Genomic DNA, 25,335 nt, shown 5'->3' with positions numbered 1-25,335 from the left:
ATCTCGGGGAGACAATTCAATAGTTGGGGATAACTTTGCAGCACACCATCAGCGGACATCACTGCTCCGCTTCCAAAACCACGCACCTTACGGCAGGCCCGGATTCATCCGTTTCGGACCTCCGCGAACCTCGCGGAAAGCAGCTTTCATGATCAGCGGAGCGAAAGCCTTAATTGCAGTCGCCGGCCTGGTGGTCGCCGGAAGCACGGTGGCCATTGTTGCCTCCGGAAACGCCGATGAAGGAAAAGTCGTTCGGGTTATCGACGGCGACACCCTGGTGGTGGATTTTGATGATCAGGAGCTGACCGTCCGGCTGCTGAACGTGGATACCCCGGAGACCAAGGATCCCGGCAAACCCGTCGAATGCCTGGGCCCGGAAGCAACCGATTTCCTCACCCAAGCCCTGCCGGCGGGAAGCACCGTGACGCTGGCGTTCGACGTCGAGCGCGAGGACCGCTACGGCCGCACGCTCGCGGCCGTCTATAACGACGACGATCTCCTGATCAATGCCGAGGTGGCCCGCCGGGGTTTGGGAATCCCGGTGACGGTCGGCAAGAACACCAAGTTCCGGCCGCCCGTCGATGAGGCCTACCAGGAGGCTCAGGAACAGCACGCCGGGCTTTTCGCCGAGGACGTCGAATGCACCGTTCCGGCGATGGTCGCGGCTCTGGAAGAGACTGCGACCCAAGCGGCTTCCCAAGGAACGGGAACGACGGCGGTGGCCGCCGGCGCCGCCGTCACCGCTGTTTACGCGCTTGCAAAGACGGTCGACGCCGGGTTCGACGCTTTCGAAGCCAGTGCAAAGGCAGGAGAGTCCCTGATTTGGGCGGCACTCACCCCGGCCCAAAAGGCTGACCTCCAGGCCAGGGCAAACACCGCGCAAACCCAGGTCCATGACCGCCACGATGAATTGGTCACTGTGCAGGCGGAGCTGCAGGCCTCCGAAGACGGGGTGAAGCGCAAGGCTGCCGAAGCCGAACGGATCGCTGCCGAAGAAGAAGCCCGCAAGGTTGCCGCAGCGGCGCAGGCCGAAGCGGACCGCCTCGCCGCAGAACAGGCAGAGGCCCACCGCATCGCCGCAGAAGCCGAAGCCCGGCGGAGTGCCGCCGCGCAGGCCGAAGCCGACCGCCAGGCTGCCTATACCCCTCCGCCCCAGCAATACGTTCCGCCCGCACCGAGCAGCAACCCGCCGGGCTACACCGGTCCGCGCTGTTACGCGCCGGGCGGGAAGACCTGGCGCCCCTGCTAAACGGAGGCCCGCGCTGCTCAAAGGCGCGGGCCACCTGCGTCCTTAGCTGCCGAACGAGTCCTGCAGGAAGTGCCGGTTTGCTTCAGCCCGCTCCAGGAGATCGTTGTCGGTGAAGTACTTCCGGTTGAACTCTTCCCAATCGCCGACGAACATGGTCCATTCCCCGTCAACCTGGACCGGCCAGCAGCGGCGCACCCAATTGAGTTTTTCGCGGACGCTGTTCTGGGTGTTCGGGTCGGTGCTGGAATACTGCAGGACGGTGCAGTTGTGAATCATCTGCGCCTTGTCGGCGTCACGCCTCAGGAATTCTTCGTCGCTCCAGCGCTCCAGAACGAGGCGCGTCGCCCACATGAATTCCCCGTGGGTGACCATGAGAACGTTGTCGCGGGCATTTTCGCGGTGCAGAGTGCTGAGGATGTTCCGGACCCGGTTCTCGGCCACATTGGCAATGGATTCGCCGGCGGGCGGAGCCCAGTACAACGGATCGTTCTCGCGGTACGCCGCGTTCTGTGAATACTTCCGCGCAAAATCCTGCTTCGACATGGATCCGATCTCGCCCCAGGACCGTTCGCGGATGACGCGGTTCTCTTCCCAGCGCACATCCAGCCCGAGGTTCGCGGCAGTCTCGCGGGTCCGGGTGTAGGTGGAGACAATGGCGCGGTCGAACTCGATGTTCTGCTCGGCGATCCAAGCGCCCGCGACCTTTGCCTGCTGTACTCCGAGTTCGGTCAGGCGCCAGGAACGGTCCGGAACGGTCATTGTCTCTTCGGTGTAGAGGCTCGGGTCACCGGCCTTGGAAGCCCGCTGCATAACGTTCGCTTCGCTCTGTCCGTGGCGGACGAGAAACAGGTTCCGGGGCATGACCATCGAGGCCTCCTTTGCGTCTGCGTTGGTTCTTTTACATTCTAGGTGCGCCAAAAGGCCCGCCCCGTTCCCTGTCTCCGGCGCATAGCTGTCTCCGGCGGCCAGGCGGCGGTTGGACCTCGACGCCGCAAAAGGGGTTGACTGTCTTTATGATTCTTACCGGTGAATACGCCCCCAGTTCCAGCAAGCGCGCCCGCGAGCAGGCGGAGCTGATTGAAAGCTCCGGCGGTACCGAGGGAACCACCCTCGGCGGCCGCCCGGTCATCCTGCTGACCACGGTCGGCGCGAAGTCGGGAAAGCTGCGCAAGACGCCGCTGATGCGCGTGGAACACGACGGCGACTACGCCGTCGTCGCGTCCATGGGCGGCGCACCCAAGCACCCCGTCTGGTACTTCAATATCCAGGCCAACCCGCACGTGGAGCTGCAGGACGGACCGCAGAAGTGGGACATGCGCGCCCGAGAAGTCACCGGCGAGGAGAAGGCCGCGTGGTGGGAGCGCGCCGTCGAAGCCTATCCCCCGTATGCCGACTACCAGGCGAAGACGGACCGTGAAATCCCCGTGTTTGTGCTGGAGCGGATGGACTAGCTCCTTAACAAACGGAAACGACGACGGCGGACCCTCTGGGGCTCCGCCGTCGTCGTTGTGCTGCTGCCGTTGTGGGATTTCGCTGCCGTTTTGGGGTTCTGCTGCCGTTGCGCAGTGGCAGGAAAATCCCAAAACGGTCACGGAACCAGGACGACGCTGCCGCACACCTGGCCGGATTCCAGCCGCCGCATCGCTTCGGCGACGTCGGCCAGCCGATACCGGCTGTCGATGCGCGGCACGACCGTGCCTGCCTCGGTCATGGCGGAGATGCGCTCGAGGTCTTTGCCGTTCTCCCGGCACATCAGTCCCTTCAGCCGGCGGTTGCCGAAAAGCGACAGGACCGCACCGCCGACCTGCCGCTCGAAGATGGCCCCGGTCAGCCGGTTGCCTCCCTCCCCGCCGGCAAGCACCGCCGTGCCGCCGGGCACCAGTGCGCGGCGCAGGCGGGCCGGGGAAGGATTGCCGCCGACGTCGATAATCGCGTCGAACCGGGGCCCGGCGGCGGCGAAATCCTCCCGCGCATAGTCGATAATCCCCGCGGCACCAAGCGACCGGACAAACTCCGCCTTGCCGGCACTGCACGCCCCGGTCACCTCGGCCCCGGCTGCCCGGGCCATCTGCACTGCAAAACTGCCGACGCCGCCGGCCGCTCCCAGCACCAGGACCTTCATCCCCGCGGCCACCCGGGCGGCATCCAGGGCCTGCAGCGCAGTCAGTCCTGACAGTGGAACCACTGCCGCCTGCTCGAAGTCCAGACCGGCAGGCTTGAAGGCCAGCTTCTCCTCGGGGGCAGCAGAGAATCCAGCAAAGGTGCCCCGGCCGATCCCATACACCTCATCCCCTATCCGGAAACGAGTGACGCCGGCACCGACGGCGGCCACGGTGCCGGCGAGGTTGTGCCCCATCACGGGCTGCCGGGGCCTGCGCAGCCCGACGGCGGCGCGGAGCAGATACGGTTTACCCGTCATCATGTGCCAGGCGGCGCGGGCCAGCCCGGCGGCGCGTACCTGCACCAGCACCTCGGTGTCTCCCAGTTGAGGAAGCGGATGCTCGGCCAGACGCAGGACCTCCGGGCCGCCGTAGCCGGTCTGCAGCACGGCGGGGACTGTAGCCGGCAAGCTGGCAGGCGACGAAGCGGCAGGGAATGAAGCGGACAGAGTGGTGGACGGAGTAGACGGAGTGGACGGAGTGGACGGACTGGAGGGGTCAGACGGTACGGCATTGTTGGAAGTGCGTGACGTGCGGGACATGGCGGGTCCTTTCGCGGAAGTTCCTTCTGGAACACATCAGCCTTACTCTGTAAGCGCGACCGTACCTTACAAAGTAAGGCAGCGGTAGACTGCCCGCAATGACAACCACAAACGCTTCCCCACACCTCCGTCAGCCGCTGACCCGCGAACGCGTGCTGCAGGCTGCCGCCCGCCTTGCTGACGACGGCGGGCTCGGCTCTCTGACCATGCGCTCCCTGGCCTCGGATCTGTCGGTGCAGCCGATGTCGCTCTACCACCACGTGGCCAACAAGGAAGACATCCTGGACGGACTGGTCGACCTCGTCTTTGACGAGGTGCAGGTGCCCTCCGAAACGCCCGGCGGATGGCGTGCAGCCATGGAGGCCCGCGCCCACGGCATGCGGGCGGCGCTCTCCCTCCACCCGTGGGCGGTGGGACTGATGGAAACGCGCACGACGCCGGGCGCCGCCAATCTGCGCCACCACGACTCCACGCTGGGCGTACTGCGCCGGTCGGGCTTCTCGCTGGACGCGGCCGGTCACGCCTATGCCCTGCTGGACAGCTACATCTACGGCTTCGCCCTGCAGGAGGCAGGGCTGCCGGTCGGCGTGCCCGATGCGGATCCGCAGATTGTGGAGGCCATGGCCCGCTCCATCCCGGCCGGTGAGCTGCCCTACCTGGCGGAGATGGCCATGGACCGCGCCACCCAGTCGGACTACAGCTTCGGTGCCGAGTTTGAGGTGGGGTTGCGCATCATTCTCGACGGCCTGACCGGCCTGCTGACGCAATAAACGCCCGGATTGTTGAACAATCCAACGTGATCGCGCACACTGTAGGGACACCAACCCCCACCAGAGGTACGGAGACCAGCATGCCGGTCATTGATTTGAACAGCGATGTCGGAGAGTCCTTCGGCAACTGGAAGATGGGCGACGACGCCGCCGTCTTCGAATCCGTCTCCAGCGCCAACGTGGCCTGCGGCTTCCACGCCGGAGACCCGTCCACCATCGCACAGACCTGCCGCGACGCCGTAGCCGCCGGAGTCACCATCGGCGCCCACGTGGCGTACCGGGACCTGGCCGGCTTCGGCCGCCGGTTCCTGGACTGCTCCTACACCGAATTGCACGACGACGTCCTCTATCAGCTGGGCGCGCTGCAGGCCATGGCCCGGGCCGCAGGCGGCGAGGTCAAATACGTGAAACCGCACGGCGCCCTCTACAACACGATCGTTCATCACGAGGTCCATGCCCAGGCCGTCATCGACGCCGTCCGCACCTTCGACAAGGACCTGCCGGTCCTGCTGCTGCCCGGCGCCGTCGCCCTGGACAAAGCCGCCGACGCCGGCCTGCGCGGTGTTGCCGAAGCCTTTGCCGACCGCAGCTACAGCCCGGACGGAACCTTGGTGTCGCGGCGCGAATCCAATGCGGTGATCCACGATGCAGAGCAGGTCACCGCCAACATGGTCCGCCTCGCCACCGAAGGCACCATCACGGCCGTGGACGGCACCGTCATCCCCATGAACGCCGCCTCCATCTGCGTCCACGGCGACACCCCCGGCGCCGTCGCGATGGCCGCGGCCGTACGGCGCGGATTGGAAAACGCCGGCGTCACCATCCAGAGCTTCGTATGACGTCCTCCCCGATCGCCGGCATCCGGCCCGCGGGCACCCGCACCCTGCTGGTCGAGCTGGCATCGCTGGCCGACGTCACCGCCCTGCACACCCAGCTCAAGGCACACCCGCTGCCCGGCCAGGTCGATGTTCTCGCGGCCGCCGGCACCGTGCTGGTCCGTTTCATCGGCCGGCGGGAAACGGTCGACGCCGCTGGCCGGATTCCAGCCCTGGACCTCACCCATGCTGAGGCTCCGGAGGCGCGCACGGTCACCATCGACACCGTGTACGACGGCGCCGACCTCGCCGAGGTGGCCCGCCTCACCGGCCTCTCGGAGGAGGCCGTCGTCAAGGCCCACACCGGCAGTTCCTGGCTGGGCGGGTTCGGCGGGTTTGCTCCCGGTTTCACCTACCTGACCGGCGGAGATCCGGCCCTCAACGTGCCGCGCCGCGACAGCCCCCGCACCGCCGTGCCCGCCGGGTCCGTGGCCCTGGCCGGCGAATATTCGGCGGTGTATCCGCGCGAATCCCCGGGAGGCTGGCAGCTGATCGGCCGCACCAACGCCGTCATGTGGGACCTGGACCGCCCCGATCCCGCCCTCATCCGCCCCGGCGACCGCGTCATCTTCCAAGCTGTCCGCGAGCTGGTTACGACGACGGACCCCTCCCCCGCAGCCATCGAGGAATCAGCGACCGGTCCCTCGTTGGAAGTCCGCGCCGCCGGCCTGCAGTCTCTGATTCAGGATTTGGGCCGCCCCGGCTATGCGGACCTCGGCGTTTCCGCCTCGGGAGCCGCCGACACCCGCTCCGCCCGGCAGGCCAACCGGCTCGTCGGCAATCCCGCTGACGCGGCGGTGATCGAGAACCTCTTCGGCGGCCTCGAGCTCACCGCGCACGGGGACACGGTACTGGCGCTGGCCGGCGCCGAGGTGCCCGCCGCCGTCATATCCCCCGACGGCAAGCGCGACCGGCCGGTTCCGTTGAATGCTCCGTTCGCACTGCTCGACGGCGAGATCCTCACCCTGGGCTCCCCCTTCCGCGGAGTCCGTACGTACGTTGGAGTCCGCGGCGGTATCGCGGTCGAGCCCGTTCTGGGCAGCTGCAGCACCGATTCGATGAGCCATATTGGACCCGCCTCGCTGGATGCCGGAACCCGGCTGCCCATCGGCAACATCACCGGCACCGCACCCGTCGGCTCCCCCGAGCCCGGCACCCTGCTCAGCGGCGACCAGCCGGGAACCCTCGGCGACGGCGACTCCCCCGCCCTTCTGCGCATCACGGCCGGCCCGCGGCAGGACTGGTTCGGACCGGATGCCGCCGCCGCGCTGACCGAGCACACCTGGCGCACCACCAACGAGTCCAACCGGATCGGCGTCCGGCTCGAAACCGACCCCGAAGACCCGGAGGCGCAGCCGCTGCAGCGCGTCCGGAATGGCGAACTTCCCAGTGAAGGCGTGGTCGCCGGCTCGCTGCAGATCCCGCCGTCGGGCCTCCCCGTCCTGTTCCTGGCCGATCATCCGGTGACCGGCGGATATCCGGTGATTGCCGCCGTCGTGCCCGAGGACCTGCCGGTCGCCGCGCAGCTGCCGCCTGGCCACCCCGTCCGCTTTGTTTTCGTGAACCCCGATACCCTGGCGCCGCTCTCCCCCGGATCGGCCGCCGCACTGTTTCCGGAAGGAACCCCATGAAGAAGGTCCTGATCGCGAACCGCGGCGAGATTGCCGTGCGCGTGGCCCGTGCCTGCGCCGACGCCGGAATCGGGTCGGTGGCGGTCTATTCGGACCCCGACGCCGATGCCCTGCACGTGCGCCTGGCCGATGAAGCCCTGCCCCTGCACGGCGCCGCCGGCGCCGACACCTACCTGAACATTCCCAAGCTGATCGAGGCCGCGCACCTCGCCGGGGCCGACGCCGTGCACCCCGGCTACGGTTTCCTGTCCGAGAACGCTGACTTCGCGCAGGCAGTGCTCGACGCCGGACTCACGTGGATCGGCCCCTCACCGCAGGCGATCCGCGACCTGGGCAACAAGGTCACCGCGCGTGACATCGCCGTCCGGGCCGGCGCGCCGCTGGTGCCCGGCACCCCGGGGCCGGCCGAAAGCGCCGGACAGGTCCGCGCGTTCGCCGAAGAGCACGGTTTGCCGGTGGCGATCAAGGCGGCCTTCGGCGGCGGCGGCCGCGGCATGAAGATCGCGCGCCGGCTCGAAGACGTGGAGGATGCGTTCGAGTCAGCGGTCCGCGAGGCCGTGTCAGCGTTCGGCCGCGGCGAGTGCTTCGCCGAACGGTTCCTGGACCGGCCCCGGCATGTGGAGGCGCAGGTGCTGGCCGATACGCACGGCAACGTCGTCGTTGTCGGCACCCGCGACTGCTCGCTGCAGCGCCGCAACCAAAAGCTCGTGGAGGAGGCTCCCGCGCCGTTCCTGACCGATGAGCAGCGCGCCACCATCCACGAATCGGCGAAGGCGATCTGCCGCGAGGCCGGCTACACCGGCGCCGGCACGGTGGAATATCTGGTCTCCCCCGACGGGCTGATCAGCTTCCTGGAGGTCAACACCCGGCTGCAGGTTGAGCACCCGGTGACCGAGGAAACCACCGGCGTCGATCTGGTCCGCGAGCAGTTCCGGATCGCCGACGGCCTGCCGCTGTCCTTTACCGAGGATCCGGCGCCCCGTGGACACGCGTTCGAATTCCGGCTCAACGCCGAGGATCCGGCCCGCGGCTTCCTGCCCGGCCCCGGCCCAGTGGACGCGTTCGAACCGCCAACCGGCCCCGGCATCCGGGTCGATTCCGGCGTCCGCTCCGGTTCCGTGGTGCCCGCCGAGTACGACTCGCTGATGGCCAAGCTGATTGTCTGGGGCGAGGACCGGCCGCAGGCGCTGCGCCGGGCCCGGGCCTCGCTGGATGAGATCGTAATCCGCGGGCTGCCCACCGTCCTGCCGTTCCACCGCGCCGTGGTCCGCTCCGAGGCCTTCACCCGCGGAGACGCCTTCGGGGTGCACACCACCTGGATCGAGTCCGAGTTCGCCGAACCGCTGGCCGCGTCTCCGGAGATCGCCGCTTCTCTGCCCGGCGCCGAGCGCGAGACCATCACCATCGACGTCGACGGCCGCGCCGTCACCGTCGGGGTGCCCGCCGCCCTGCTGAACGCGCTGCGCTCCGGCGGAACCGGAGCGCCGGCCACCGGCACTGCGGGCGGCGACGGCGGCAGCTCCGGCGGCAGCGACGGCGCACTGGCCTCGCCGATGGCGGGGAACCTGGTGAAGTGGGTGGCCGACGACGGTGCCCGGCTGGCCGCGGGCGATCCGGTCGCCGTGCTGGAGGCCATGAAAATGGAAACCACCGTCCGCGCCCACCGGGCCGGAACCCTGAGCCGTGCCGAGCTGGAACCCGGGGCCACCGTCGCACGCGGGGATTCCCTGGGCCGCATCGGCTCCTAAACCGTCCGGAGCACCGGCCGTCCCCCTCCGGCCGGTGCTTCGGATCCCTCTTTCGCCCACTAGATTAGGGGAATGCTTGTGAACCCGGCGGACATCACCACGGACCGCACCGACCATGCGAACACCACCGTCTGGGTGGCCGATGTGCTGCGCCGCCGGATTGCCGCCGGCGAGCTGGCGCCGGGCACCAAGCTTTCCGAGCAGCAGCTCGCCGCGTCCATGCAGGTTTCCCGCAACACCCTGCGCGAGGCGTTCACCATGCTCAGCATCGAGTCGGTGGTGACCCGCTTTCCGAACCGCGGCGTGTTTGTGGCCGCGCCCGACGCCGACGCCGTGCGGGAAATCTACCGGGTCCGCCGCATGCTGGAGCCCGCCGCGGTGCTCTGGGGACCGGAGCTGGACCTGAACCGGCTCGACGCCGTGGTGGCGGAGGCCCGTGACGCCAAGCGCCGCGGAGCTGTCCCGGACATGGCCGCCGCCAACCAGGCCTTCCATGAAGCGCTGATCGCCATGTCCGGCAGCCTGCAGCTGCAGCAGATGATGGGCCGCGTGCTGGCCGAGATGCGGCTGGTGTTCCATGCCATGAGCGCCGAGCCGGAGTTCCACACCCGGTATGTGGAGGAAAACGCCGCCCTGGTGGACCTGCTGCGCGCCGGACGCCGGGCCGAGGCCGCCGACACGCTGCGCGGCTACCTCGATGCCGCCGAGGCTGAACTGCTGGGGCATTTGGGCGCGTAGCTGCAACCGAGCGATTACGGCGGTGTCCCGCGCTCGTCCTTCATTTCTGCGCCGCCACCATGGCCAGCGCCTCCTCCGCCCGGCCGCCGGTCACGAGGGCGGTGAAGTGCAGGCTGAAGCTGTCCTGGCCAAGATAGCCGCCGAGCCCGTGGCCGCCGACAGCCGCAAAGGATTTTCCGTCCACCGTGACCCGGTCCGAGCTGAAGACTCTGCCGCCCCAGGCCTCGGTGAGGGGATCCAGACGCGCGGCAGCGGGATTGAGCGTCACAATGGCCACGATTTCGCTGGCCGCGGTCCCCATTTCCGCGACGCGGTCCGCCGATGCGAGCGTGACGTAGACGTCCACCGCTCCGTCCGTGGCGAGATCCACGTTGAGGGTATCGGCGGAGTCCGGCTGAACCCCGGCGGACGCCAGCAGCACCGCTGCCGTGACCCGATACTGGGTCTGGTCCAGCGCCAGCGCCGCCATGGTGGTGCCGTAGGAGTGGGCCACCACGTTGACCTCGGGAGGCGGAGCTCCGTCAGCGGTCCGGCCCAGATACAGGCCGTCAAGGGCTGCGGCCAACGCCGGTGCGCCCTTCTCCGCGCTGGCCGCACCGCCCACGGTGAGCTCGGTCGGGGGTTCGTAGCCCATGTACGCCACCACCGCGGTGGACCCGCCGTGAACTCCGATCCTGCGCTGTTCCCGGCCGAGGGACCGCGCGTTGTCCACCAGCGACGCCGCCTGCTTCGTGGAGGTATTCATGCCCGGCACCAGGAAGGAAACGTTGCTGGCAGAGTCGAGGTCTTCTCCGACACTGATGGCGGCCAGCGGCACGTTGGTGCCGGGGTCGAAGGAAATCAGCTGCCGCTTCTCCCCCGCGCCGCCCAGCGCTTTCGTCAGCGCGTCCACCGCTTCGGTGCGTTCCAGATGCCGGCTGCGTTCCATCGGCCGCAGGTCTTCCGGCCGCCATGCAGCACCGCGGGCCTTCCTGCCGCCGGCAGCGGTGCCGGCGGGTGTCCGGCCGAGGCGTTGCTGAACGGCCGCCAGAACGCGCCGGTTGGCCTTGTCCCGAACCTTGTACGGGGCGCCTTCCAGGTTTCCGACCAGCCCCGGAAGGGCTGCGGCGAGGGCGGCCTGCTGCGGGCCGTTCAGCTTTGCCCAGAAGTTGGCCTCTTCGTGCGGGCTCAGGCCGGCCACGAAAAGCCGGGCCTCCGGTCGCCGTCCCAGCTCGCTCAGCAGCTCCGGACCCAGCAGCGTCAACTGCGCATACAGCGCCCTGATGTCTGCCGGAGTGGCGTCCCGAGCGGCGGCCTTCCGGAATGCCGCGTCCATCTCCCGGCGCAGCGCGGAGAACAGATCCATGCGGCTCGAAGAATAGCTGGAGACCACGTCGGGCGTGGAGCGGGAGATTCCGGCCAGGGCGGCCAGGCAGTCCTCGGATGCCTGCTCAAAGTGCACGGCCAGCAGGTCCGCTTTGGCCTGGAGCGGTTCGGTAGCCGCGGCCCGGACGGCCTCCATGGTGCGCTGGGAGGCGTTGTCCTTCTTCATCTCGCGGAGCTCGTCGTCGAGGCGCTGGTACGCCGCCTCGATTTCGGTTTCCAGCATCCGGCGCTGCGTTTCAATGGCGATGAGTTCGCTGCCGAACCGGTCCAAGGCAGCCCGCAGCAGCGCGCTGCTTTGCGTGTATTCCCGGGTGTGGGCCGCCGGCGCATCGAAAGCCCGCAACACCAGGTCCTGTTCCGGAGCGGCGTAAAGACCGCCCAGACCCTGCCACTTGTTTTGCAGGGACTCGATGGCATCGGCGAAAACCGCTGCTCCGTCGAGGATTTCCCGAGCCCGTGCCTGGATCGGTTCGCCGTCGGGCAGCATGCGAAGCTCATGCAGCTCGATGTGGATGTAGCGGGTCATTCGACTGCCCGCAGGTTGAGGCTGCCGCCGTAACGGGGTGGACGGTAGTTGGCCGGAACGGACGCCGCGAGGCGCTGGGCATTACGAACCATCTGCTCATCACCCTGGACGTACTCGGCCACAGCTTGGGCGACCCCCTGGACCGCATTGTTGCAGCGGATCATGATGGCCGAGACGTCCCGGCCCAGCACGTCAGCGCAGATCCCGCGGGCCGTCTCGGCTATCTGGGTACACGTGCCCAGAAGGTCCGGCAGCCCCTGCTCCTGCTCCGCCAGCACTCTCCGAGCGTTTTCCAACTCGTCAAGGTCGAACCGGGCGTCGCGCAGCAGAGCCTGCACCGACGCCACCTGAATGTCCATTTCCATGTGCGCCCCCTTCGGGTTTTCAGGAACGCTACGGGGGCAGGCCGGAGCCTGGAATCGCTGATCCGCAGCCTGTGGACACGGCCCGGCACCAATCAGTTCGGAACCGTCAGGTGCAGGAATCCGCCGGAAGTTCCCTACCCCTCGGCGCCGTCCGGCACGGTCTTTCCGTAGGTCGGCTCGGCGACTCCGCCGATGGGGCCGGGCGCCACGATCCGGCGCTTCCGGGGCGCCACGCGTGACCGGACGGTTCCGACAGCCTGCCGCACTTCCAACCGTGCGGCCGGGCCGTGCCCGGGCAGCAACAGCGAAGCGTCCAGTATGCTGAGCTGTCCCAGCGAGCGCCGTGCGCCGTCGCCGTCTGAGTGGAACATGGGATCGAGCATCTGCGGACCCCGGATCCGGCTGATGTTGTGGCCCGTCACCAGGGCGTCACCGGTGGCAACCGCGTGCGCGGCAGGCAGGTAGTACGCGGTGTGTCCCGGTGTGTGCCCCGGGGTGGGCACTGCCACCGGCGAGCCGGGCAGGGCGGCCAGCTCGGCGTCGTCGTACCAGGTGGCCGCGGACAGGACCGCCACCCGCCCGGCGCCGCCGGCAGCCAGTGCATGCCAGGCCCAGTGCAGGACGGCGGGGTTCCAGGCCCGGCTCAGGATGTGCGCGACCGAGACCTGCTCCCGCTGCTCCCCCTGCAGATAGGGCAGTTCGGGAAGGCTGCACAGGACCGGGATTCGGTAGGCTGCGGCGAAGTAGCCGGCGGTCCCGGCGTGGTCAGCATGGGCGTGCGTGACGAGGATCGCCGCCGCGTCGGCGGGATCCAGGCCGGCGTCCCGGATCGAGGCAACCACCAGCGGCAAGTCCCCCGGATAGCCGCCGTCTATCAGGGTGAAAGCATCCCCGTCGCGCAAGATAATCCAGTTCGACGCCGGTCCTTCCACGAAAAAGACGTTCGCGGCCGGTTCCGTCATCGCGTACTTCGGTGTTCCAACTCCAGCATCCATTCCCGTACCTCCTCTAGAGAGGTATATCCTGCCGCCCGGCGGGCTGCAACGGAGTTTTTCTAGTCGGCTGAGGTTTCGTAGAAGTCCCAGGCGCTGATAACCTCGGGCACCGTCAGGGCATGCTCGGCGCGCGGGATGACCCCCTGCAGCCAGCTGAGCTTCGTGCCGGGGCGGCCGCGGTGCGCCAGGACCATCGATCCGAGCATGAACATGTCGCCAACCGGGGCGTAGACCGCCACGCCCTGAACCAGGAAAGGGCCGCCCAGGGCATCAAACACAGCCGTCACCAGGTCCCCGTGCCGGACGCTGCCCAGCAGGACCTCCAGGAACTCGCGGTCCGGGTCATGGCTGAGCAGAGTGGAAACAAAAGCCGCATCCTCATCCTGCAGGAGGGCCAGGGCGTGGATATCGCGCTCGGGCTTGCCGTTGTTTTCGATGCTGCGGTGCCCGAGCATCCGCACCCCGAGCACCGGGGATTTGAAGGCGGTGCCGGCAACCCGGAACACTCCGTAGTGCTCGCTTTTGAAGGTGGCCGCGGCGGGGTCTGCCGGGCCCATCCGTGCCAGGATTTCGCCCATGCCCTTGACGTCACGGCGCTTGGGCAGGGCCGGTGGAGTGTCGACCAGGGACATCGGCTCTGCGGAAGGCAGCAGCGCCGCGGCCGCGGAGGCAACACCGGCTGCGGGATCGGCGGGATTGGCGGGATCGGCGTCGAGCAGCTCCCGGAAGGCTGCTTCCCCGATGATGTCCAGGGTCTGGCCCTTGGCCCGCAGGGCCTGTGCCTTCAGGACTGACCGGCTGACGACGGCGCCGGGCCGCAGCAGGTCGGCGTTCCAGTCGCCGACCACCAGCAGCGAGGTGGCGCGGGTGGGGGCGTGGTTGTTCAGCTGCCCGCCGTGTTCCAGCACCAGCTGCTGCAGGACCGGGCGTTCCACGGTGAAGTCCCCGGTAAAGGAGACCATGTGCCCGCTCATCTTCGCGGAGACTGCAGCCACCGGCTCGGTCAGGGTGAGGGTGGGGCGGGGCGTGAATCGCTGGGTCCGCCCGGCGGCGGTCGACGGCGCCCGGCCGGCAGCCTGCGCCGGCGACGGGGCCAGCCCGGTCACCCGCGCTGCGGCCGGGGTCCGGGTGTAACCCGTTGCCCCCTTCGGCCCGCAGAACTTCAGGACGGCGTCGATTTCTGCCATCCCCTCCCGCTGGGCCAGGGCGATGGTGATGTTGGCGCAGGCTTCGGCGTCGGCCAGTCCGTCGTGGTGCTGGAACGCACCGAAGCCCAGCGCGGCGTTGACGGTGGGCAGTTTGTGATTCTCCAGCGCCAGCAGCGCCTGCGCCATTTTCACGGAACAGCCGTAGCGGAAGGCCTGGCCTGCAAGGCCGGCGTTGGCACTGGTTTCGCGGAACACGGCCAGATCGAAGGCGGCGTTATGGGCGAGGACTGCGTCCTCCGCGATGAACGCCGTGATCTCGGGATGGGCCTGCGCCCAGGTCTGGGCGCCGGCCACCATGGCCTCGGTGATGCCGTGGATGTCGATGTTGCGCGGCTGGAAGCCTCCGCCGTCGGTGGGCCGCAGGAGCCAGTAGCCGCGCTCGACAATCTGCCCGTTCCGGACCTTCACCATGCCCAGGGCACAGGCCGAAGCCCGCGATCCGTTGGCCGTTTCAAAGTCGATCGCGGTGAAGTTCAGCGTCATGTGGTGTGTAGTCCTTGAGTTCTGACCGAACGCAGCCCGGCAGGCGAAAACCGCGACAGGCGGCCCCTCACTCTACCGGCCGGCGGCTCAGCGCGCCGCGGGAATCCCCGGGCGGCCGCTGCGGTTGTGTCCGTATGGATACCTCTGCAGCCACTCCTCCACCGTCCGTCCGCCAGCTGCGGCTGGTGATAGCTGCCGAGGACTATGCGGCGGCGCTCGCGTTTTACCGCGACATCCTGGGGCTTCCGGAGCTGGAGGCCTACTCGGGCGGCGACGGCGCCGAAGTCACCATTTTGGACGCCGGCCGGGCCACCCTGGAAATCTCGAATCCGGCACAGGTCCGGTTCATCGACCGGGTTGAGGCTGGCGGCGAGCCCAGCCTGAAGCTGCGGGTGGCCTTTGAGGTCGACGACGGCGCGCTGGCCACCCGGGCAGCGGTCGACGGCGGTGCCGAGCTGGTGGCCGAGCCCCGCGAAACGCCCTGGCGGTCGTTGAACTCCCGGCTCAACGGCCCCGAAGGTGTGCAGCTGACCCTGTTCGAGGAACTGGACTAGGCGCGCAGCCGGTTTTCCGTTGGGTTTGCCTGCGGGCAGGCCCCTGGTTTGTAAGCTGAAGCGGTGTCCGAAATTCCGCCCGCATTCCCCGCTGCGGCCCCCGCCCCAATCTCCGTCGCGCCCTCAGCAGGAGCCGGCCGCTTCGCCCCGAGCCCGACGGGAGATCTCCACATCGGCAACTTCCGCACGGCCATCCTGGCGTGGCTGTTTGCCAGATTCACGGGGCGCAGTTTCCTGCTGCGGGTGGAGGATTTGGATCCCGAGCGCTCCCGGACCGAGGCCGCACAGCTGCGTGACCTCACCGCCGTCGGGCTTTCCTGGGACGCTGCGCCGATCCGTCAGTCCGAACGCACCGAGCTCTATCTGCAGGCCATCGATCGGTTGGACGAGGCCGGCAAAGTCTACGAATGCTTCTGCACCCGCAGCGAAATTGCCGACGCACCCCGGGCTCCGCATGCTCCGCCCGGCGCCTATCCCGGCACCTGCCGCAACCTCAGCAGCACCCAGCGAGCCCGACGGCGGCGGCTGCGTCCCGCTGCCCTGCGGCTGCGCAGCGAGGTGGAGCAGTACACGGTGACCGATCTGCTTCACGGGTCCTTCACCGGACCGGTGGACGATCTGGTGCTGCTGCGCAACGACGGCGTGCCGCCCTACAACCTCGCTGTGGTGATTGACGACGCAGCGCAGGGCATCGACCAGGTGGTGCGCGGCCGTGACTTGCTCAGCTCCGCTCCCCGGCAGGCGTATCTCGCTTCGCTGCTGGGCCTGCCGCCGGTGGAGTATGCGCATGTTCCACTGGTGTTGAATTCCGCAGGGCAGCGGCTGGCCAAGCGCGACGGCGCCATCACCCTGGGCGCGCTGGGACACGCTGGTGCCGGCCCCGGGCAGGTACGGGACCTGATCCTGGCCTCGCTCGGGCTGCCACCCGGCACGCTCGAGGAAGCACTCGAGGAGTTCTCCCCGGCACGGCTGCCGCGCGAACCCTGGGTGTTCACCGCGCCGCTCGTCCGGCGGTGAAAGCGGGTAGGCGGGAGAAGGCGTCCGGCGGCGAAAGGCGTCCGGCGGTGAAGCCGGGCCGTCTGTGGGCCGTTCCGCGGTGATCCGGCCCGGTCAGCCTCCGCCGAGCCGGATTCCCAGCGCCAGCAGGAAGGCCGCCAGCCCGAGAACTCCCACGATGGCGGCATCGCGCCGGTGGTGCAGCCAGAGCCAGGAAGGCCGGCCGCTGAAAAACGCGTAGAGGCCAGTGATCAGCAGAATCAGGCCGGCCATCCCCACGTAGCCCGGCAGCCCGGAGGCCACCCCCTGGGCGATAACCAGCAGCAGCATCAAGAGCCCAAAGACGAAACTGCCCCAGTGGAAGGCGGGTTCGCCGCGGACGTGTGAAGGTGAAGCCGAACTAGTCATGGTCATCCCAACCGGATCGTTATTCAACCAGAGCCTTGTCCCCGCAGATCGTTATCCCAGCAAGCGCTGCGGCCGCCGGAGCCTTAGCCCAGCAAGGGCGCAACCGCCGGAGCGCGGCTGCTGTGGCACCTGAACCAGGGCCACAGCCTGCTCCTCCCATTGTCCGGCGGCGGGGCGGGGCTGTGAATAGCGGCCCTTCCGGCTGGGGGCGGCCCGCCGCGATCGGCGTCCGCCTCCTACCGGGCCCGACGGTCCGCGCCGAGTTCTCTCGTGCAGATAACGAACTCTAAGGGGCCGGGGGTGGATCCCTCGTGCAGATAAGGCTCTCCTACCGGATGATTTGGACGATTAGAGGCCCTTATCTGCACGAAGGAATTTCGGGTGCCTCGTCGAGTGCGCAGATATGGCGAGGTCGGATCGGTCTGGCCCGTCGAGTGCGCAGATATGGCGAGTTTCAGCGCGGTCAGGTCACCAGACCTGCGCTTTCGCGAAGCGAAACCCACCAGATCTGCACACTGGTCGGGCCAGCCAGCCGACCCACCCAAGCCACCCAAACGCACCCCCAGCGGGGCCCAACCCCCGCCGCCGCACCCCCGCCGTCGTCGTCGGAAAGTTTCCGTAAGAGATTCCCGGAGAACCCTTGACCCTCCCAAAACCGGGGCGTAGCTTCGTAATCAACCAACAGGTTGAACAACCACAACCTTGATTACGGTTGAAGGATTGTCTGCTTCCGTTGGTTGTCAGTACCGTGAGAATTCGAACTACAGAAGTTGACCGCGGCATGGAGACTGCAGGCGATGAGGCACAGCTTGACCGGGCCTTCCAGGCTCTGGCCGATCCGGCCCGGCGCCGCATCATTGCCCGGCTTTCCCGGGGCCCGGCCACGGTCAACGAGCTGGCGGAACCCTTCGAGATGTCCAAGCAGGCCGTCTCGAAGCACATCCAGGTCCTCGAGCAGGCACAACTGGTCACGCGCAGCCGTGACGCGCAGCGCCGGCCCGTCCACCTGAACCCCGCACGGTTGGAGGCGCTGACCGCCTGGATTGACCAGTACCGGTTGATCCGCGAGCAGCAGTTCCGCGGCCTTGAGGCCGTGCTCCGCAGACAGGCCGCAGCAGCCGGCCGTCAGCCAAAGGATCCATCATGACCAACGCACTGGAACTCAACGTCCCCGAGGGCGTCCCGTTCATCAACTTTTCCCGGGAGCTGGATTTCCCGGTTTCCCAGGTCTTCAAGGCCTATGCCGATCCGGACCTCATCGTCCAGTGGCTCGGTCCGCGGGGCATGAAGATGGACATTGATCACTACGATTTCCGCAGCGGCGGTTCCTACCGCTACATCCACACCGGCCCCGACGGCGTGCCGTATACGTTCAGCGGCATCTTCCACACCGTGCGGGAGAACGAATTCGCCGTCCAGACCTTCGAATTCTCCGGTTATCCCGACGTCGTGAGCATTGAGTTCATGACGCTGGAGCAGCTCGACGGCGACCGGACCCGGATTAGCGCCCACGCCGTTTATCCGTCAATGGAGGCCCGCGACGGCATGGCCTCGTCCGGCATGGAAGGCGGCGTGTCCGAGGGCTTTGACCGGCTCGACGAACTCCTCGCCCAGCTGCAGGAGGGTGCGCTGCAGGGAGAAGGTGCGCCATGAGCAATCCGTTGACGGTCCACATGCCAGAGGGCGAGCCCTATGTGCACTATGAGCGCGAGTTCGATTTTGCCGTGCACCAGGTCTTCCAGGCGCACGTCGACCCGGAGCTCTTTGCCCAGTGGATCGGACCGCGGGAGATGACCACCCGGATCGATACATTTGAGCCCCGAACCGGCGGCGCCTACCGCTTTGTGCAATCGGGCGACGACGGCGTGGACTATGCCTTCCACGGCCTGTTCCACACCGTGCGCGAGGACGACTTCGTGCTCCAGACCTTCGAGTACGAGGGGTATCCGGACTCGGTGACCCTCGAATATGCCACCTTCACGGACCTCCCCGGCGGCCGGAGCAAGCTGACGGGCCGGTCCGTCTTTCCATCCGTGGAGTCCCGCGACGGCATGGCTTCCGCCGGCATGGAGGTCGGCATGTCCGAAGGCTATGACCAGCTCGACGAGCTGCTCGGCAAGGGCCTGTCCACAGGCTAGCGACACAGCAACCGCAACGCAGAAAGCAGGTGCATCATGGATTGGACCTTGGAAGTCGTGGTCCTGCCGGTCAGCGATTTGAACCGGTCGATCGCCTTTTACCGCGACCAGGTCGGATTCACCCTGGACCACCACACCGTCGCTGAGCAGATGGAATTCGCGCAGCTGACTCCGCCGGGGTCGGGCTGCTCCATCGTCATCGGGGACCTGCCGTCCCAGCAGCAGATGGCCCCCGGGTCGATGCACGGCATGCAGCTGGTGGTGTCCGATGCCCGGGCGGCCCGGGAGGAACTGGTCGGCCGGGGCGTGGAGGCCAGCGAAGTCACCGTCATTGACCCGCGCGACGGCGGCACGTTCTTCGGCTTCGCTGATCCGGACGGCAACAGCTGGGCGGTGCAGGAGATGAAGGTCCGCGCCGAGCAGCCGCTGATTCCGCACAGCACGCCGACGCCCTGACCGGCTGCTGGAGCTGCGGAACCGAATACGCAGAACTGAAAACAACAGAACCGGACCGGCATTCCGCCGGTCCGGCTCTGTCACTGCGACGTCTGTGACAACTTCTTTGTTACAACGGCTGCTGCGCTAACGGCACGGAAGTTACCGGCCGGCCGACCGTTACCGGACCCGCCGGAGGAAGCTTCGATGCAGCCGCCGGATGCTCCTCCTGCGGCAGATCCGGATTAGCCGCCGGGTTCCCCGCCGGCGGGTTCTCCTCCTTCAGCTGCCGCACCTCGGAGCGGAAAATACGCAGCGATTGGCCCACGCTCCGCGCCAGCCCGGGCAGTTTGGGCGCGCCGAAGAGCAAGACGGCCAGAAGAACCAAAATGACCAGGTGCCAGCCTTCAAGTCTCATACCGGTGTCCTTTCGGGACGGTTGGCGAGGATCCCGGATAGGTCCGGAGACGTCAGGCTCGGGACTGCAGTACTCAGAACAGCAGCGCGTCGGCAAACCAGCCGGTGATGGTGGTGGGATGCGTGATGGCGGTGCCGACGACGACGGCGAACGCTCCGGCGTCCAGGCAGGCGCGGGCCTGTCCGGGCGAGTGGATGCGGCCCTCGGCGATCAGCGGCAGGCCCAGGTCCAGGGCGGCGATCTCGGCGATCAGCTCCAGGTCCGGGCCCACGGTCTTCGGCCGCTCGCCGGTGTAGCCGGCCAGCGTGGTGCCGATCAGGTCCGCTCCGGCGTCGGCCGCGGCCTGCGCGTCCGGGACCGAGCCGCAGTCGGCCATCACCAGCGCATCGGTCTGCTGGTGCAGGGCAGCGATGGTCTCCGCCAGGCTGCGCCCGTCCGGCCGCGGCCGGCGGGTGCCGTCGATCGCCACGATGTCCGAACCCGCGGCCACGCAGGCCAGTGCGTGCTCCAGCGTGGGAGTGATGAACACGCCGTCGGCGCCGTCCTTCCAGAGTCCGATCACCGGCACGTCCACCGCAACGCGGGTCTGTTCCAGGTCCTCGATGCCCTGGATGCGCACCGCCACGGCTCCGCCGGCGACGGCGGCCTGCGCCATCTGCGCCATGGTCCGCGGATCCCGCAGCGGCTCCCCCGGATAGGCCTGGCAGGAAACGACAAGCTGGGACTGCAGGCTGTTCAGGTCAAGCATGGGAGTTCTCCAGTGGTGGTGCGGTCGAAGCGGAGGCGAGGCGGTCAAAGGCGAGTTTGGCGGCGCCCACCAGGGCGGCACCGGAGTCCAGGGCGGCCGGAACCACGGGCAGGCCGGCCAGCGGGTCCATTAGTTCGGCGCGCAGGGCGGTCCGAAACGGGGTCCACCACAGGTCCCCGGCTGCGGTGACGCCGCCGCCGATCACCACGATGGACGGATCCAGCACGTTGGCAAGCCCGCCCACCGCCTGCCCGGCCGCTGCGGCGCCGATCGCCAGCGCGCGCATGGCAACGGTGTCACCGGCGGCGGCCCGGGAGGCCACGTCCCGTCCCGAGACAGTTTCAGCCGAGACGGTTCCGGCCGAGACAGCAGCGCCGGTCAGCCGCTGGTACAGCAGCGCGATGGACGGCCCGGAGGCAATCGCTTCCACGTGCCCGGCCCGGCCGCAGCTGCACGGCAGCGCGCGGCCGCCGTCGTCGTACGCGCGGGGCGAGGCCAGGTGCCCCACATGGCCGGCCACTGCCCGCGCACCCAGGTGCGGTTCGCCGGCCAGGATCAGGGAGCCGCCGACGCCGGTGCCCACCGCCACCAGCAGGCTGGAGGCGGATCCGGCGGACGCGCCTTTCCAGTGCTCGCCCAGGTTGTGGGCGTGCACATCGTTGACCGCGTACGCGGGCAGTCCGGCCTGTTCGCTCAAGTGGGCCGCCAGCGGCGTGCCGGCCCAGCCGGTGAGTGAATCGGTGGCCGAAGCCACCGATCCGTCCCGGGCATCAATGACGCCGGCCGAACCGATGCCCACCGCCACCGGATCCAGCCCCGCAGCGCGGGCCGCGGCCAGCAGGGAGCTGACAAGCCCGACGGCGGTGGCCAGGATCGCCGCCGCTCCGGCGGTGGCCGGGGTGGGCCGGAACTCGGTGGCATGGAGCATGCCGGTGTCGTCGACAATGCCGGCGGCGGTCTTGGTGCCGCCCAGGTCCACTCCGATCACGCAGCGTCTGCCCGGAGGCATCGGTTTGCCAAGGGGCATGGCTACATCAGGCCGTTGCGCTCAAGGATGGTCCGGATGGCGGCTGTTTCTGCGTCGTTCAGGCTCACCATCGGTGCGGACATGAGGTTGGTGTCGATGACGCCCATGAGCATGAGCGCCGTCTTGAAGGCGCCCAGGCCGGCTGCTCCGCCGGAGACGCGGCCCGGAGTGGGCGTGTAGACGATGTTGAAAACGTCGGCCAGGCGGTCCTGTTCGGCGGCAGCCTTGGCAAAGTCGCCGCTGGCGGCGGCGTCGAACAGCCGGCGGTAGCCGGCCGGATCCACGTTGCCCAGTCCGGGGACAACGCCGTCGGCGCCGCCGAGCAGGGCGCCGTCGACGACCACTTCGTGGCCGGTGAAGATGGAGAAGTTGTCGATGCCGCGGGCGGCCAGGACGAGCTGGCGGAAGGAGACGTCGTCACCGGAGGAATCCTTGACGCCGGCGATCACCTGGTCGCGGCCCAGCTGGATCAGCAGGTCCAGCGGCAGCTTGTAGTTGGTGCGGACCGGCACGTCGTAGGCGAACAGCGGCACGTCCAGGGCGGCGTGGATGCTGCGGAAGTGGGTGTCCGTTTCCTTCGCGTCGGTCAGCGCGTAGAACGGCGAGGTGACCACGAGGGCGTCGGCGCCGAGGCCGATCATCTTCCGGCCTTCCTCGATGACGCGGTTGGTGGTCTGCTCGGAGGCACCGACGATCAGCGGCACCTGTCCTGCGTTGACGCCGGCGATGGTGGTGACCACCAGGTCGCGCTCGTCATTGGTCAGGTACGGCACTTCGGCGGAGGAGCCGAGGACGAACAGGCCGTGCACGCCGCCTTCGAGCAGGTGCTTGGTCACCCGGGTCAGGGAGTGGGTGTCGATGCTGCCGTCGGCGGAACGCGGGGTGACGACGGGGGGAATGACGCCGGTGAACTGGCGGATGGGCTGAGAGGCCACAGATATCTCCAAAGTGCTGGTGGTGGTTGGTGCGGTGGAACGAATCATGAGACGGGTGAAGCGGGTGGAAATCAGGGGTGCAGCAGGCTGGGCGCGGCGCCCAGGAGCTTGCGGGTGTAGTCGTCGGCCGGGTTGGCGAAGATCTGCTCGGCCGGTCCTTCTTCGACGATCCGGCCGTAGTACATGACGCAGATGCGGTCGGAGACGTAGCGGACGGTCTGGATGTCGTGCGAGATGAAGACCATGCCCAGGTTGAGTTCCCGCTTCAGGTCAGCGAGCAGGTTCAGCACCTGCGCCCGGACCGAGACGTCGAGGGCCGACGTGGGTTCGTCGGCCACGATGACGGCGGGATCCAGGGCCAGGGCGCGGGCGATGGCCACGCGCTGGCGCTGGCCGCCGGAGACCTGGTGCGGGGTCACTTCGGCGGCGGTGTAGGGCAGCCCCACCAGGGCCAGCAGGTCCTTGACCTTGGCGGCCCGGGAGCGGGCGTCGCCGATGCCGTGGACCTGCAGCGGATCGGTGAGGATGTCCTGGATGGTCATCCGCGGGTTCAGTGCGGTGGACGGATCCTGGAAGACGACGGCGACGTCCTGGCCGAAGCGCTTGCGGTCCGCGGCGCGGCGGATGCTGATCCGTTTCCCGTGGAACAGGACCTGCCCGGCGGTGGGTTCCTGCAACCCCACCAGGACCGAGGCCAGGGTGGACTTGCCGCAGCCGGACTCCCCCACCACGCCCACGGTCTCACCGCGCCGGACGGTGAAGTCCACGCCGTCGACCGCCTTGACGATGTTGGGGCGGAAGATGGAGCCGGTGCGGGTGCGGTGGTGAACCTTCAGTCCGCGCAGTTCCAGGACCGGAGTGTTATCGGTGGACGTCTCGGTGCTCATGCTTGTCCTTCGGTGGTGCTAACGGAGGCCAGGGCGGCGCCGTCGTCGTTTTGGCGCCCTGTCAGGTGGCTGGCCCAGTAGTGCTCCCCGGCGCCCACCCGGACAAAGGACAGGATCTGGTCCGGATCGGCGTCCGGGCGCAGGGACCGCTCGGCAAAGCGGTCACCGGCCGCGAACTCGCGCGGCGAGGGCACGGTCCCCTGGATCTGGTGCAGCCGGTTGGCGTCGGATTCGATCGAGAGCACGGCGCCGAGCAGCCCGCGGGTGTATTCGTGCTGCGGATTGCGCATCAGCTCGGAGGCGCCGGCCGATTCCACCACCTGTCCGGCGTACATGACGGTAATCCGGTGCGCCAGGGAGGCCACCAGGGCCAGGTCGTGGCTGACGAAGACCATGGCAAAGCCGAGTTCCTCGCGCAGTTCGTTGAGCAGGTCCACCACCTGTTTCTGGACGGTGACGTCCAGCGCGGTGGTGGGTTCGTCGGCGACGATGATCTTCGGCGAGCGGGAGAGCGCCATGGCGACGAGCACACGCTGGCGCTGTCCGCCGGAGAGCTCGTGCGGGTAGCTCTTGAGTGTGCGGTCCGGATCCAGCTTGACCATTTCCAGCAGCTCGCTCGGAGACTTGCGCCCGTTGCGGCGGGTCAGCTGCAGCAGCTGGTCCTTGATCAGCATGGACGGGTTGAGTGAGCTCAGCGCGTCCTGGTAGACCATGGCAATCTGGTCGCCGCGCAGTCCGCGGTAGCGCTGGTCGCGTTCGCGCTTGTCGTTGGTCAGCAGTTCCTTGCCCTGGAAGGTGATGGAACCGGACAGCACCGCCGTGGGCGGCAGCAGGCCCATGATGGCCAGCGAGGTGATCGACTTTCCGCAGCCGGACTCCCCCACCAGGCCCATGGTTTCGCCCTCGCGGACGGTGAAGCTGACGCGGTCCACAATGGCGGTGTCGCCGTAGCGGCCCGGGAACCGGATGGAGAGGTCGCGGACCTCCAGGATCACCGGCGCTTCGGCCGGCACGGCGGGCAGCCGGTCGGTGCGCTGCTCCTCCACGGCGGCCAGCAGCTGCAGCTCCGCGGCCAGGGCAGCCAGCGAACCGGGCTGGTTGATGCGGGTGCCGACGGCGGCGGGAGCGGCGTCGTCGTCCACTACCGTACCGGCGGCTGCTGTCGGCGGGGCGGGAACGACGGCGGCGCCGGCCGGTGCGGGAACGGCAACCTTGACTGTGCTTTCCTTCGCCAGGGCCTCCTTCACCGGGGCAGCACGGCGCGGGCGCGGATTGACCATGGCGTCGGTGAGGCCTTCGGCCAGGATGTTGAGCGCCAGGACGGTGAGCAGGATGGCGATGCCGCCAAACGTCGTCGGCCACCAGGCGCCGCTGAAGACCACGTTGCGGCCGTCGGCCATCACGTTGCCCCACGAGGCGGAGGGCGGCTGGACGCCGGCACCGAGGAAGGACAGCGAGGCTTCGAGGATGATCGCGTCGGCCACCATGACGGTGGCGAAGACCAGCACGGGGGCCGCGGTGTTGCGGACCACGTGCTTGGTGAGGATGAACAGCCGGCCGGCGCCGATGACGCGTTCGGCGCGGACGTAGTCCTCGCCGTACTGGGCCAGCACGTTGGCGCGGACCACCCGGGCCAGCTGCGGCGTGTACACGATCGCGATGGCGAAGATGATCACCGGAACGGTGGAGCCGAAGAGCGCGACCGAATGGTCCTTGAGCGCGAAGAGCAGGGCGGCGGCCAGGGCAATGCCCGGAAACGCCATCATGATGTCCAGCACCCGCATGATGCCCTCGTTGACCCATTTGCGGGAGGTCGCGGCCAGGGCGCCGAGGATGGCTCCGAGGACGACGGCGACGATCACCGAGCCCAGGCCGATGGCGGCCGAAACCCGGGCGCCGTAGAGCAGCCGGGAGAAGACGTCGTAGCTGGAACCGTCGGTGCCCATCAGATGCTCGCCGCCGGGCGGAAGCACCGGGGCGGAGGATTCGTTTTCGCCGAACGGGGCGAGCCAGGGTCCGGTGACGGCGATGAACGCCACCAGGACCAGGAAGCCCAGGGCGAGTTTGGAGCTGAGGTTCAGGGAGGTGAAGCGGGCGCCCGAAGTGGCGAGCCGTTCAGCGAGTCCGTTGCGCAT

The 25,335-nt window shown here is 68.3% G+C and carries 26 protein-coding genes; 13 read left to right on the top strand and 13 right to left on the bottom strand.

What is annotated here, in order from left to right:
• The first annotated feature begins 148 nt into the window (after positions 1-148).
• Complete coding sequence (locus QNO08_RS02890) at positions 149-1,249, top strand: thermonuclease family protein (protein WP_229964416.1); 1,101 nt, start codon at positions 149-151, stop codon at positions 1,247-1,249.
• A gap of 42 nt (positions 1,250-1,291) precedes the next feature.
• Here the strand turns inward: QNO08_RS02890 and QNO08_RS02885 are convergent, their stop codons facing one another.
• Positions 1,292-2,110, bottom strand: a complete 819-nt coding sequence (locus tag QNO08_RS02885; RefSeq protein WP_229964415.1) for a histidine phosphatase family protein — start codon at positions 2,108-2,110, stop codon at positions 1,292-1,294.
• A 152-nt stretch (positions 2,111-2,262) separates the two neighbouring features.
• Between QNO08_RS02885 and QNO08_RS02880 the strand changes: the two genes are divergently transcribed.
• Entirely contained in the window at positions 2,263-2,700 is a 438-nt protein-coding gene (locus QNO08_RS02880) for a nitroreductase family deazaflavin-dependent oxidoreductase (RefSeq protein ID WP_229964414.1), read from the top strand.
• 137 nt (positions 2,701-2,837) lie between these two features.
• Here the strand turns inward: QNO08_RS02880 and QNO08_RS02875 are convergent, their stop codons facing one another.
• Positions 2,838-3,797: an NAD(P)-dependent alcohol dehydrogenase gene (locus QNO08_RS02875; protein WP_229964413.1), complete on the bottom strand. Its 960-nt coding sequence runs from the start codon at positions 3,795-3,797 to the stop codon at positions 2,838-2,840.
• A 251-nt stretch (positions 3,798-4,048) separates the two neighbouring features.
• Between QNO08_RS02875 and QNO08_RS02870 the strand changes: the two genes are divergently transcribed.
• The 5 genes from QNO08_RS02870 (at position 4,049) to QNO08_RS02850 (ending at position 9,712) form a co-directional block, all read left to right on the top strand.
• On the top strand, positions 4,049-4,720 hold the full coding sequence (locus QNO08_RS02870; protein ID WP_229964412.1) for a TetR/AcrR family transcriptional regulator: 672 nt from the start codon (positions 4,049-4,051) through the stop codon (positions 4,718-4,720).
• 80 nt (positions 4,721-4,800) lie between these two features.
• Positions 4,801-5,559: a LamB/YcsF family protein gene (locus QNO08_RS02865; protein WP_229964411.1), complete on the top strand. Its 759-nt coding sequence runs from the start codon at positions 4,801-4,803 to the stop codon at positions 5,557-5,559.
• A complete protein-coding gene (locus tag QNO08_RS02860; RefSeq protein ID WP_229964410.1) occupies positions 5,556-7,226 on the top strand; it encodes a 5-oxoprolinase subunit B/C family protein in 1,671 nt (556 codons plus the stop codon). Before QNO08_RS02865 ends, QNO08_RS02860 begins: the two co-directional genes overlap by 4 nt.
• Positions 7,223-8,974 carry an acetyl/propionyl/methylcrotonyl-CoA carboxylase subunit alpha gene (locus QNO08_RS02855; protein WP_229964409.1) on the top strand — a complete coding sequence of 584 codons (1,752 nt, stop codon included), beginning with the start codon at positions 7,223-7,225 and terminating at the stop codon, positions 8,972-8,974. The genes QNO08_RS02860 and QNO08_RS02855 overlap by 4 nt, the downstream gene beginning before the upstream one ends.
• A 72-nt stretch (positions 8,975-9,046) precedes the next feature.
• Entirely contained in the window at positions 9,047-9,712 is a 666-nt protein-coding gene (locus QNO08_RS02850; protein ID WP_229964408.1) for a GntR family transcriptional regulator, read from the top strand.
• 40 nt (positions 9,713-9,752) lie between these two features.
• Here the strand turns inward: QNO08_RS02850 and QNO08_RS02845 are convergent, their stop codons facing one another.
• The 4 genes from QNO08_RS02845 to QNO08_RS02830 form a co-directional block, all read right to left on the bottom strand.
• Positions 9,753-11,603, bottom strand: coding sequence for an alpha/beta hydrolase (locus QNO08_RS02845; RefSeq protein WP_229964407.1), 1,851 nt, complete (start codon positions 11,601-11,603; stop codon positions 9,753-9,755).
• On the bottom strand, positions 11,600-11,968 hold the full coding sequence (locus QNO08_RS02840; protein WP_229964406.1) for a DUF6507 family protein: 369 nt from the start codon (positions 11,966-11,968) through the stop codon (positions 11,600-11,602). Before QNO08_RS02840 ends, QNO08_RS02845 begins: the two co-directional genes overlap by 4 nt.
• A gap of 134 nt (positions 11,969-12,102) precedes the next feature.
• On the bottom strand, positions 12,103-12,963 hold the full coding sequence (locus tag QNO08_RS02835; protein ID WP_229964405.1) for an MBL fold metallo-hydrolase: 861 nt from the start codon (positions 12,961-12,963) through the stop codon (positions 12,103-12,105).
• Between the two features lie 59 nt (positions 12,964-13,022).
• The gene (locus QNO08_RS02830) at positions 13,023-14,654 is read right to left on the bottom strand and encodes a 3'-5' exonuclease (protein WP_229964404.1); all 1,632 of its coding nucleotides are present in this window, start codon (positions 14,652-14,654) and stop codon (positions 13,023-13,025) included.
• Between the two features lie 134 nt (positions 14,655-14,788).
• On the opposite strand from QNO08_RS02830, the gene QNO08_RS02825 reads away from it, so the two are divergent.
• Both QNO08_RS02825 and gluQRS read left to right on the top strand, forming a co-directional pair.
• On the top strand, positions 14,789-15,208 hold the full coding sequence (locus QNO08_RS02825) for a VOC family protein (protein ID WP_229964403.1): 420 nt from the start codon (positions 14,789-14,791) through the stop codon (positions 15,206-15,208).
• A gap of 72 nt (positions 15,209-15,280) precedes the next feature.
• The gene (gene gluQRS / locus QNO08_RS02820) at positions 15,281-16,225 is read left to right on the top strand and encodes a tRNA glutamyl-Q(34) synthetase GluQRS (protein WP_229965017.1); all 945 of its coding nucleotides are present in this window, start codon (positions 15,281-15,283) and stop codon (positions 16,223-16,225) included.
• Between the two features lie 93 nt (positions 16,226-16,318).
• Here gluQRS and QNO08_RS02815 read toward each other — a convergent pair whose 3' ends face one another.
• Positions 16,319-16,612: a hypothetical protein gene (locus QNO08_RS02815; protein WP_229964402.1), complete on the bottom strand. Its 294-nt coding sequence runs from the start codon at positions 16,610-16,612 to the stop codon at positions 16,319-16,321.
• 781 nt (positions 16,613-17,393) lie between these two features.
• Here QNO08_RS02815 and QNO08_RS02810 point away from each other — a divergent pair.
• The 4 genes from QNO08_RS02810 to QNO08_RS02795 are packed head-to-tail and all read left to right on the top strand — an operon-like array spanning position 17,394 to position 19,206.
• Positions 17,394-17,759: an ArsR/SmtB family transcription factor gene (locus QNO08_RS02810; RefSeq protein ID WP_229964401.1), complete on the top strand. Its 366-nt coding sequence runs from the start codon at positions 17,394-17,396 to the stop codon at positions 17,757-17,759.
• On the top strand, positions 17,756-18,265 hold the full coding sequence (locus tag QNO08_RS02805; RefSeq protein ID WP_229964400.1) for an SRPBCC family protein: 510 nt from the start codon (positions 17,756-17,758) through the stop codon (positions 18,263-18,265). Before QNO08_RS02810 ends, QNO08_RS02805 begins: the two co-directional genes overlap by 4 nt.
• Complete coding sequence (locus tag QNO08_RS02800) at positions 18,262-18,750, top strand: SRPBCC family protein (RefSeq protein WP_229964399.1); 489 nt, start codon at positions 18,262-18,264, stop codon at positions 18,748-18,750. Before QNO08_RS02805 ends, QNO08_RS02800 begins: the two co-directional genes overlap by 4 nt.
• Positions 18,751-18,786: 36 nt before the next feature.
• The gene (locus QNO08_RS02795; protein WP_229964398.1) at positions 18,787-19,206 is read left to right on the top strand and encodes a VOC family protein; all 420 of its coding nucleotides are present in this window, start codon (positions 18,787-18,789) and stop codon (positions 19,204-19,206) included.
• Positions 19,207-19,315: 109 nt separating this feature from the next.
• On the opposite strand, the gene QNO08_RS02790 is transcribed toward QNO08_RS02795, so the two are convergent.
• From QNO08_RS02790 to QNO08_RS02765, 6 genes are all read right to left on the bottom strand, one after another.
• On the bottom strand, positions 19,316-19,603 hold the full coding sequence (locus QNO08_RS02790) for a twin-arginine translocase TatA/TatE family subunit (RefSeq protein WP_229964397.1): 288 nt from the start codon (positions 19,601-19,603) through the stop codon (positions 19,316-19,318).
• A 73-nt stretch (positions 19,604-19,676) separates the two neighbouring features.
• Positions 19,677-20,351, bottom strand: a complete 675-nt coding sequence (locus QNO08_RS02785; RefSeq protein ID WP_229964396.1) for an N-acetylmannosamine-6-phosphate 2-epimerase — start codon at positions 20,349-20,351, stop codon at positions 19,677-19,679.
• Positions 20,344-21,378, bottom strand: a complete 1,035-nt coding sequence (locus QNO08_RS02780; RefSeq protein WP_229964395.1) for an ROK family protein — start codon at positions 21,376-21,378, stop codon at positions 20,344-20,346. Before QNO08_RS02780 ends, QNO08_RS02785 begins: the two co-directional genes overlap by 8 nt.
• Before the next feature lie 2 nt (positions 21,379-21,380).
• On the bottom strand, positions 21,381-22,313 hold the full coding sequence (locus tag QNO08_RS02775) for a dihydrodipicolinate synthase family protein (protein ID WP_229964394.1): 933 nt from the start codon (positions 22,311-22,313) through the stop codon (positions 21,381-21,383).
• A gap of 71 nt (positions 22,314-22,384) precedes the next feature.
• Entirely contained in the window at positions 22,385-23,200 is an 816-nt protein-coding gene (locus QNO08_RS02770; protein ID WP_229964393.1) for an ATP-binding cassette domain-containing protein, read from the bottom strand.
• The gene (locus tag QNO08_RS02765; protein WP_229964392.1) at positions 23,197-25,335 is read right to left on the bottom strand and encodes a dipeptide/oligopeptide/nickel ABC transporter permease/ATP-binding protein; all 2,139 of its coding nucleotides are present in this window, start codon (positions 25,333-25,335) and stop codon (positions 23,197-23,199) included. Before QNO08_RS02765 ends, QNO08_RS02770 begins: the two co-directional genes overlap by 4 nt.

The organism is Arthrobacter sp. zg-Y820 (genome assembly GCF_030142155.1).
Taxonomy (GTDB): domain Bacteria; phylum Actinomycetota; class Actinomycetes; order Actinomycetales; family Micrococcaceae; genus Arthrobacter_B.
The sequence above is the reverse complement of the archived record's forward strand: the minus strand, read 5'-3'. Positions and strand labels throughout refer to the sequence as shown.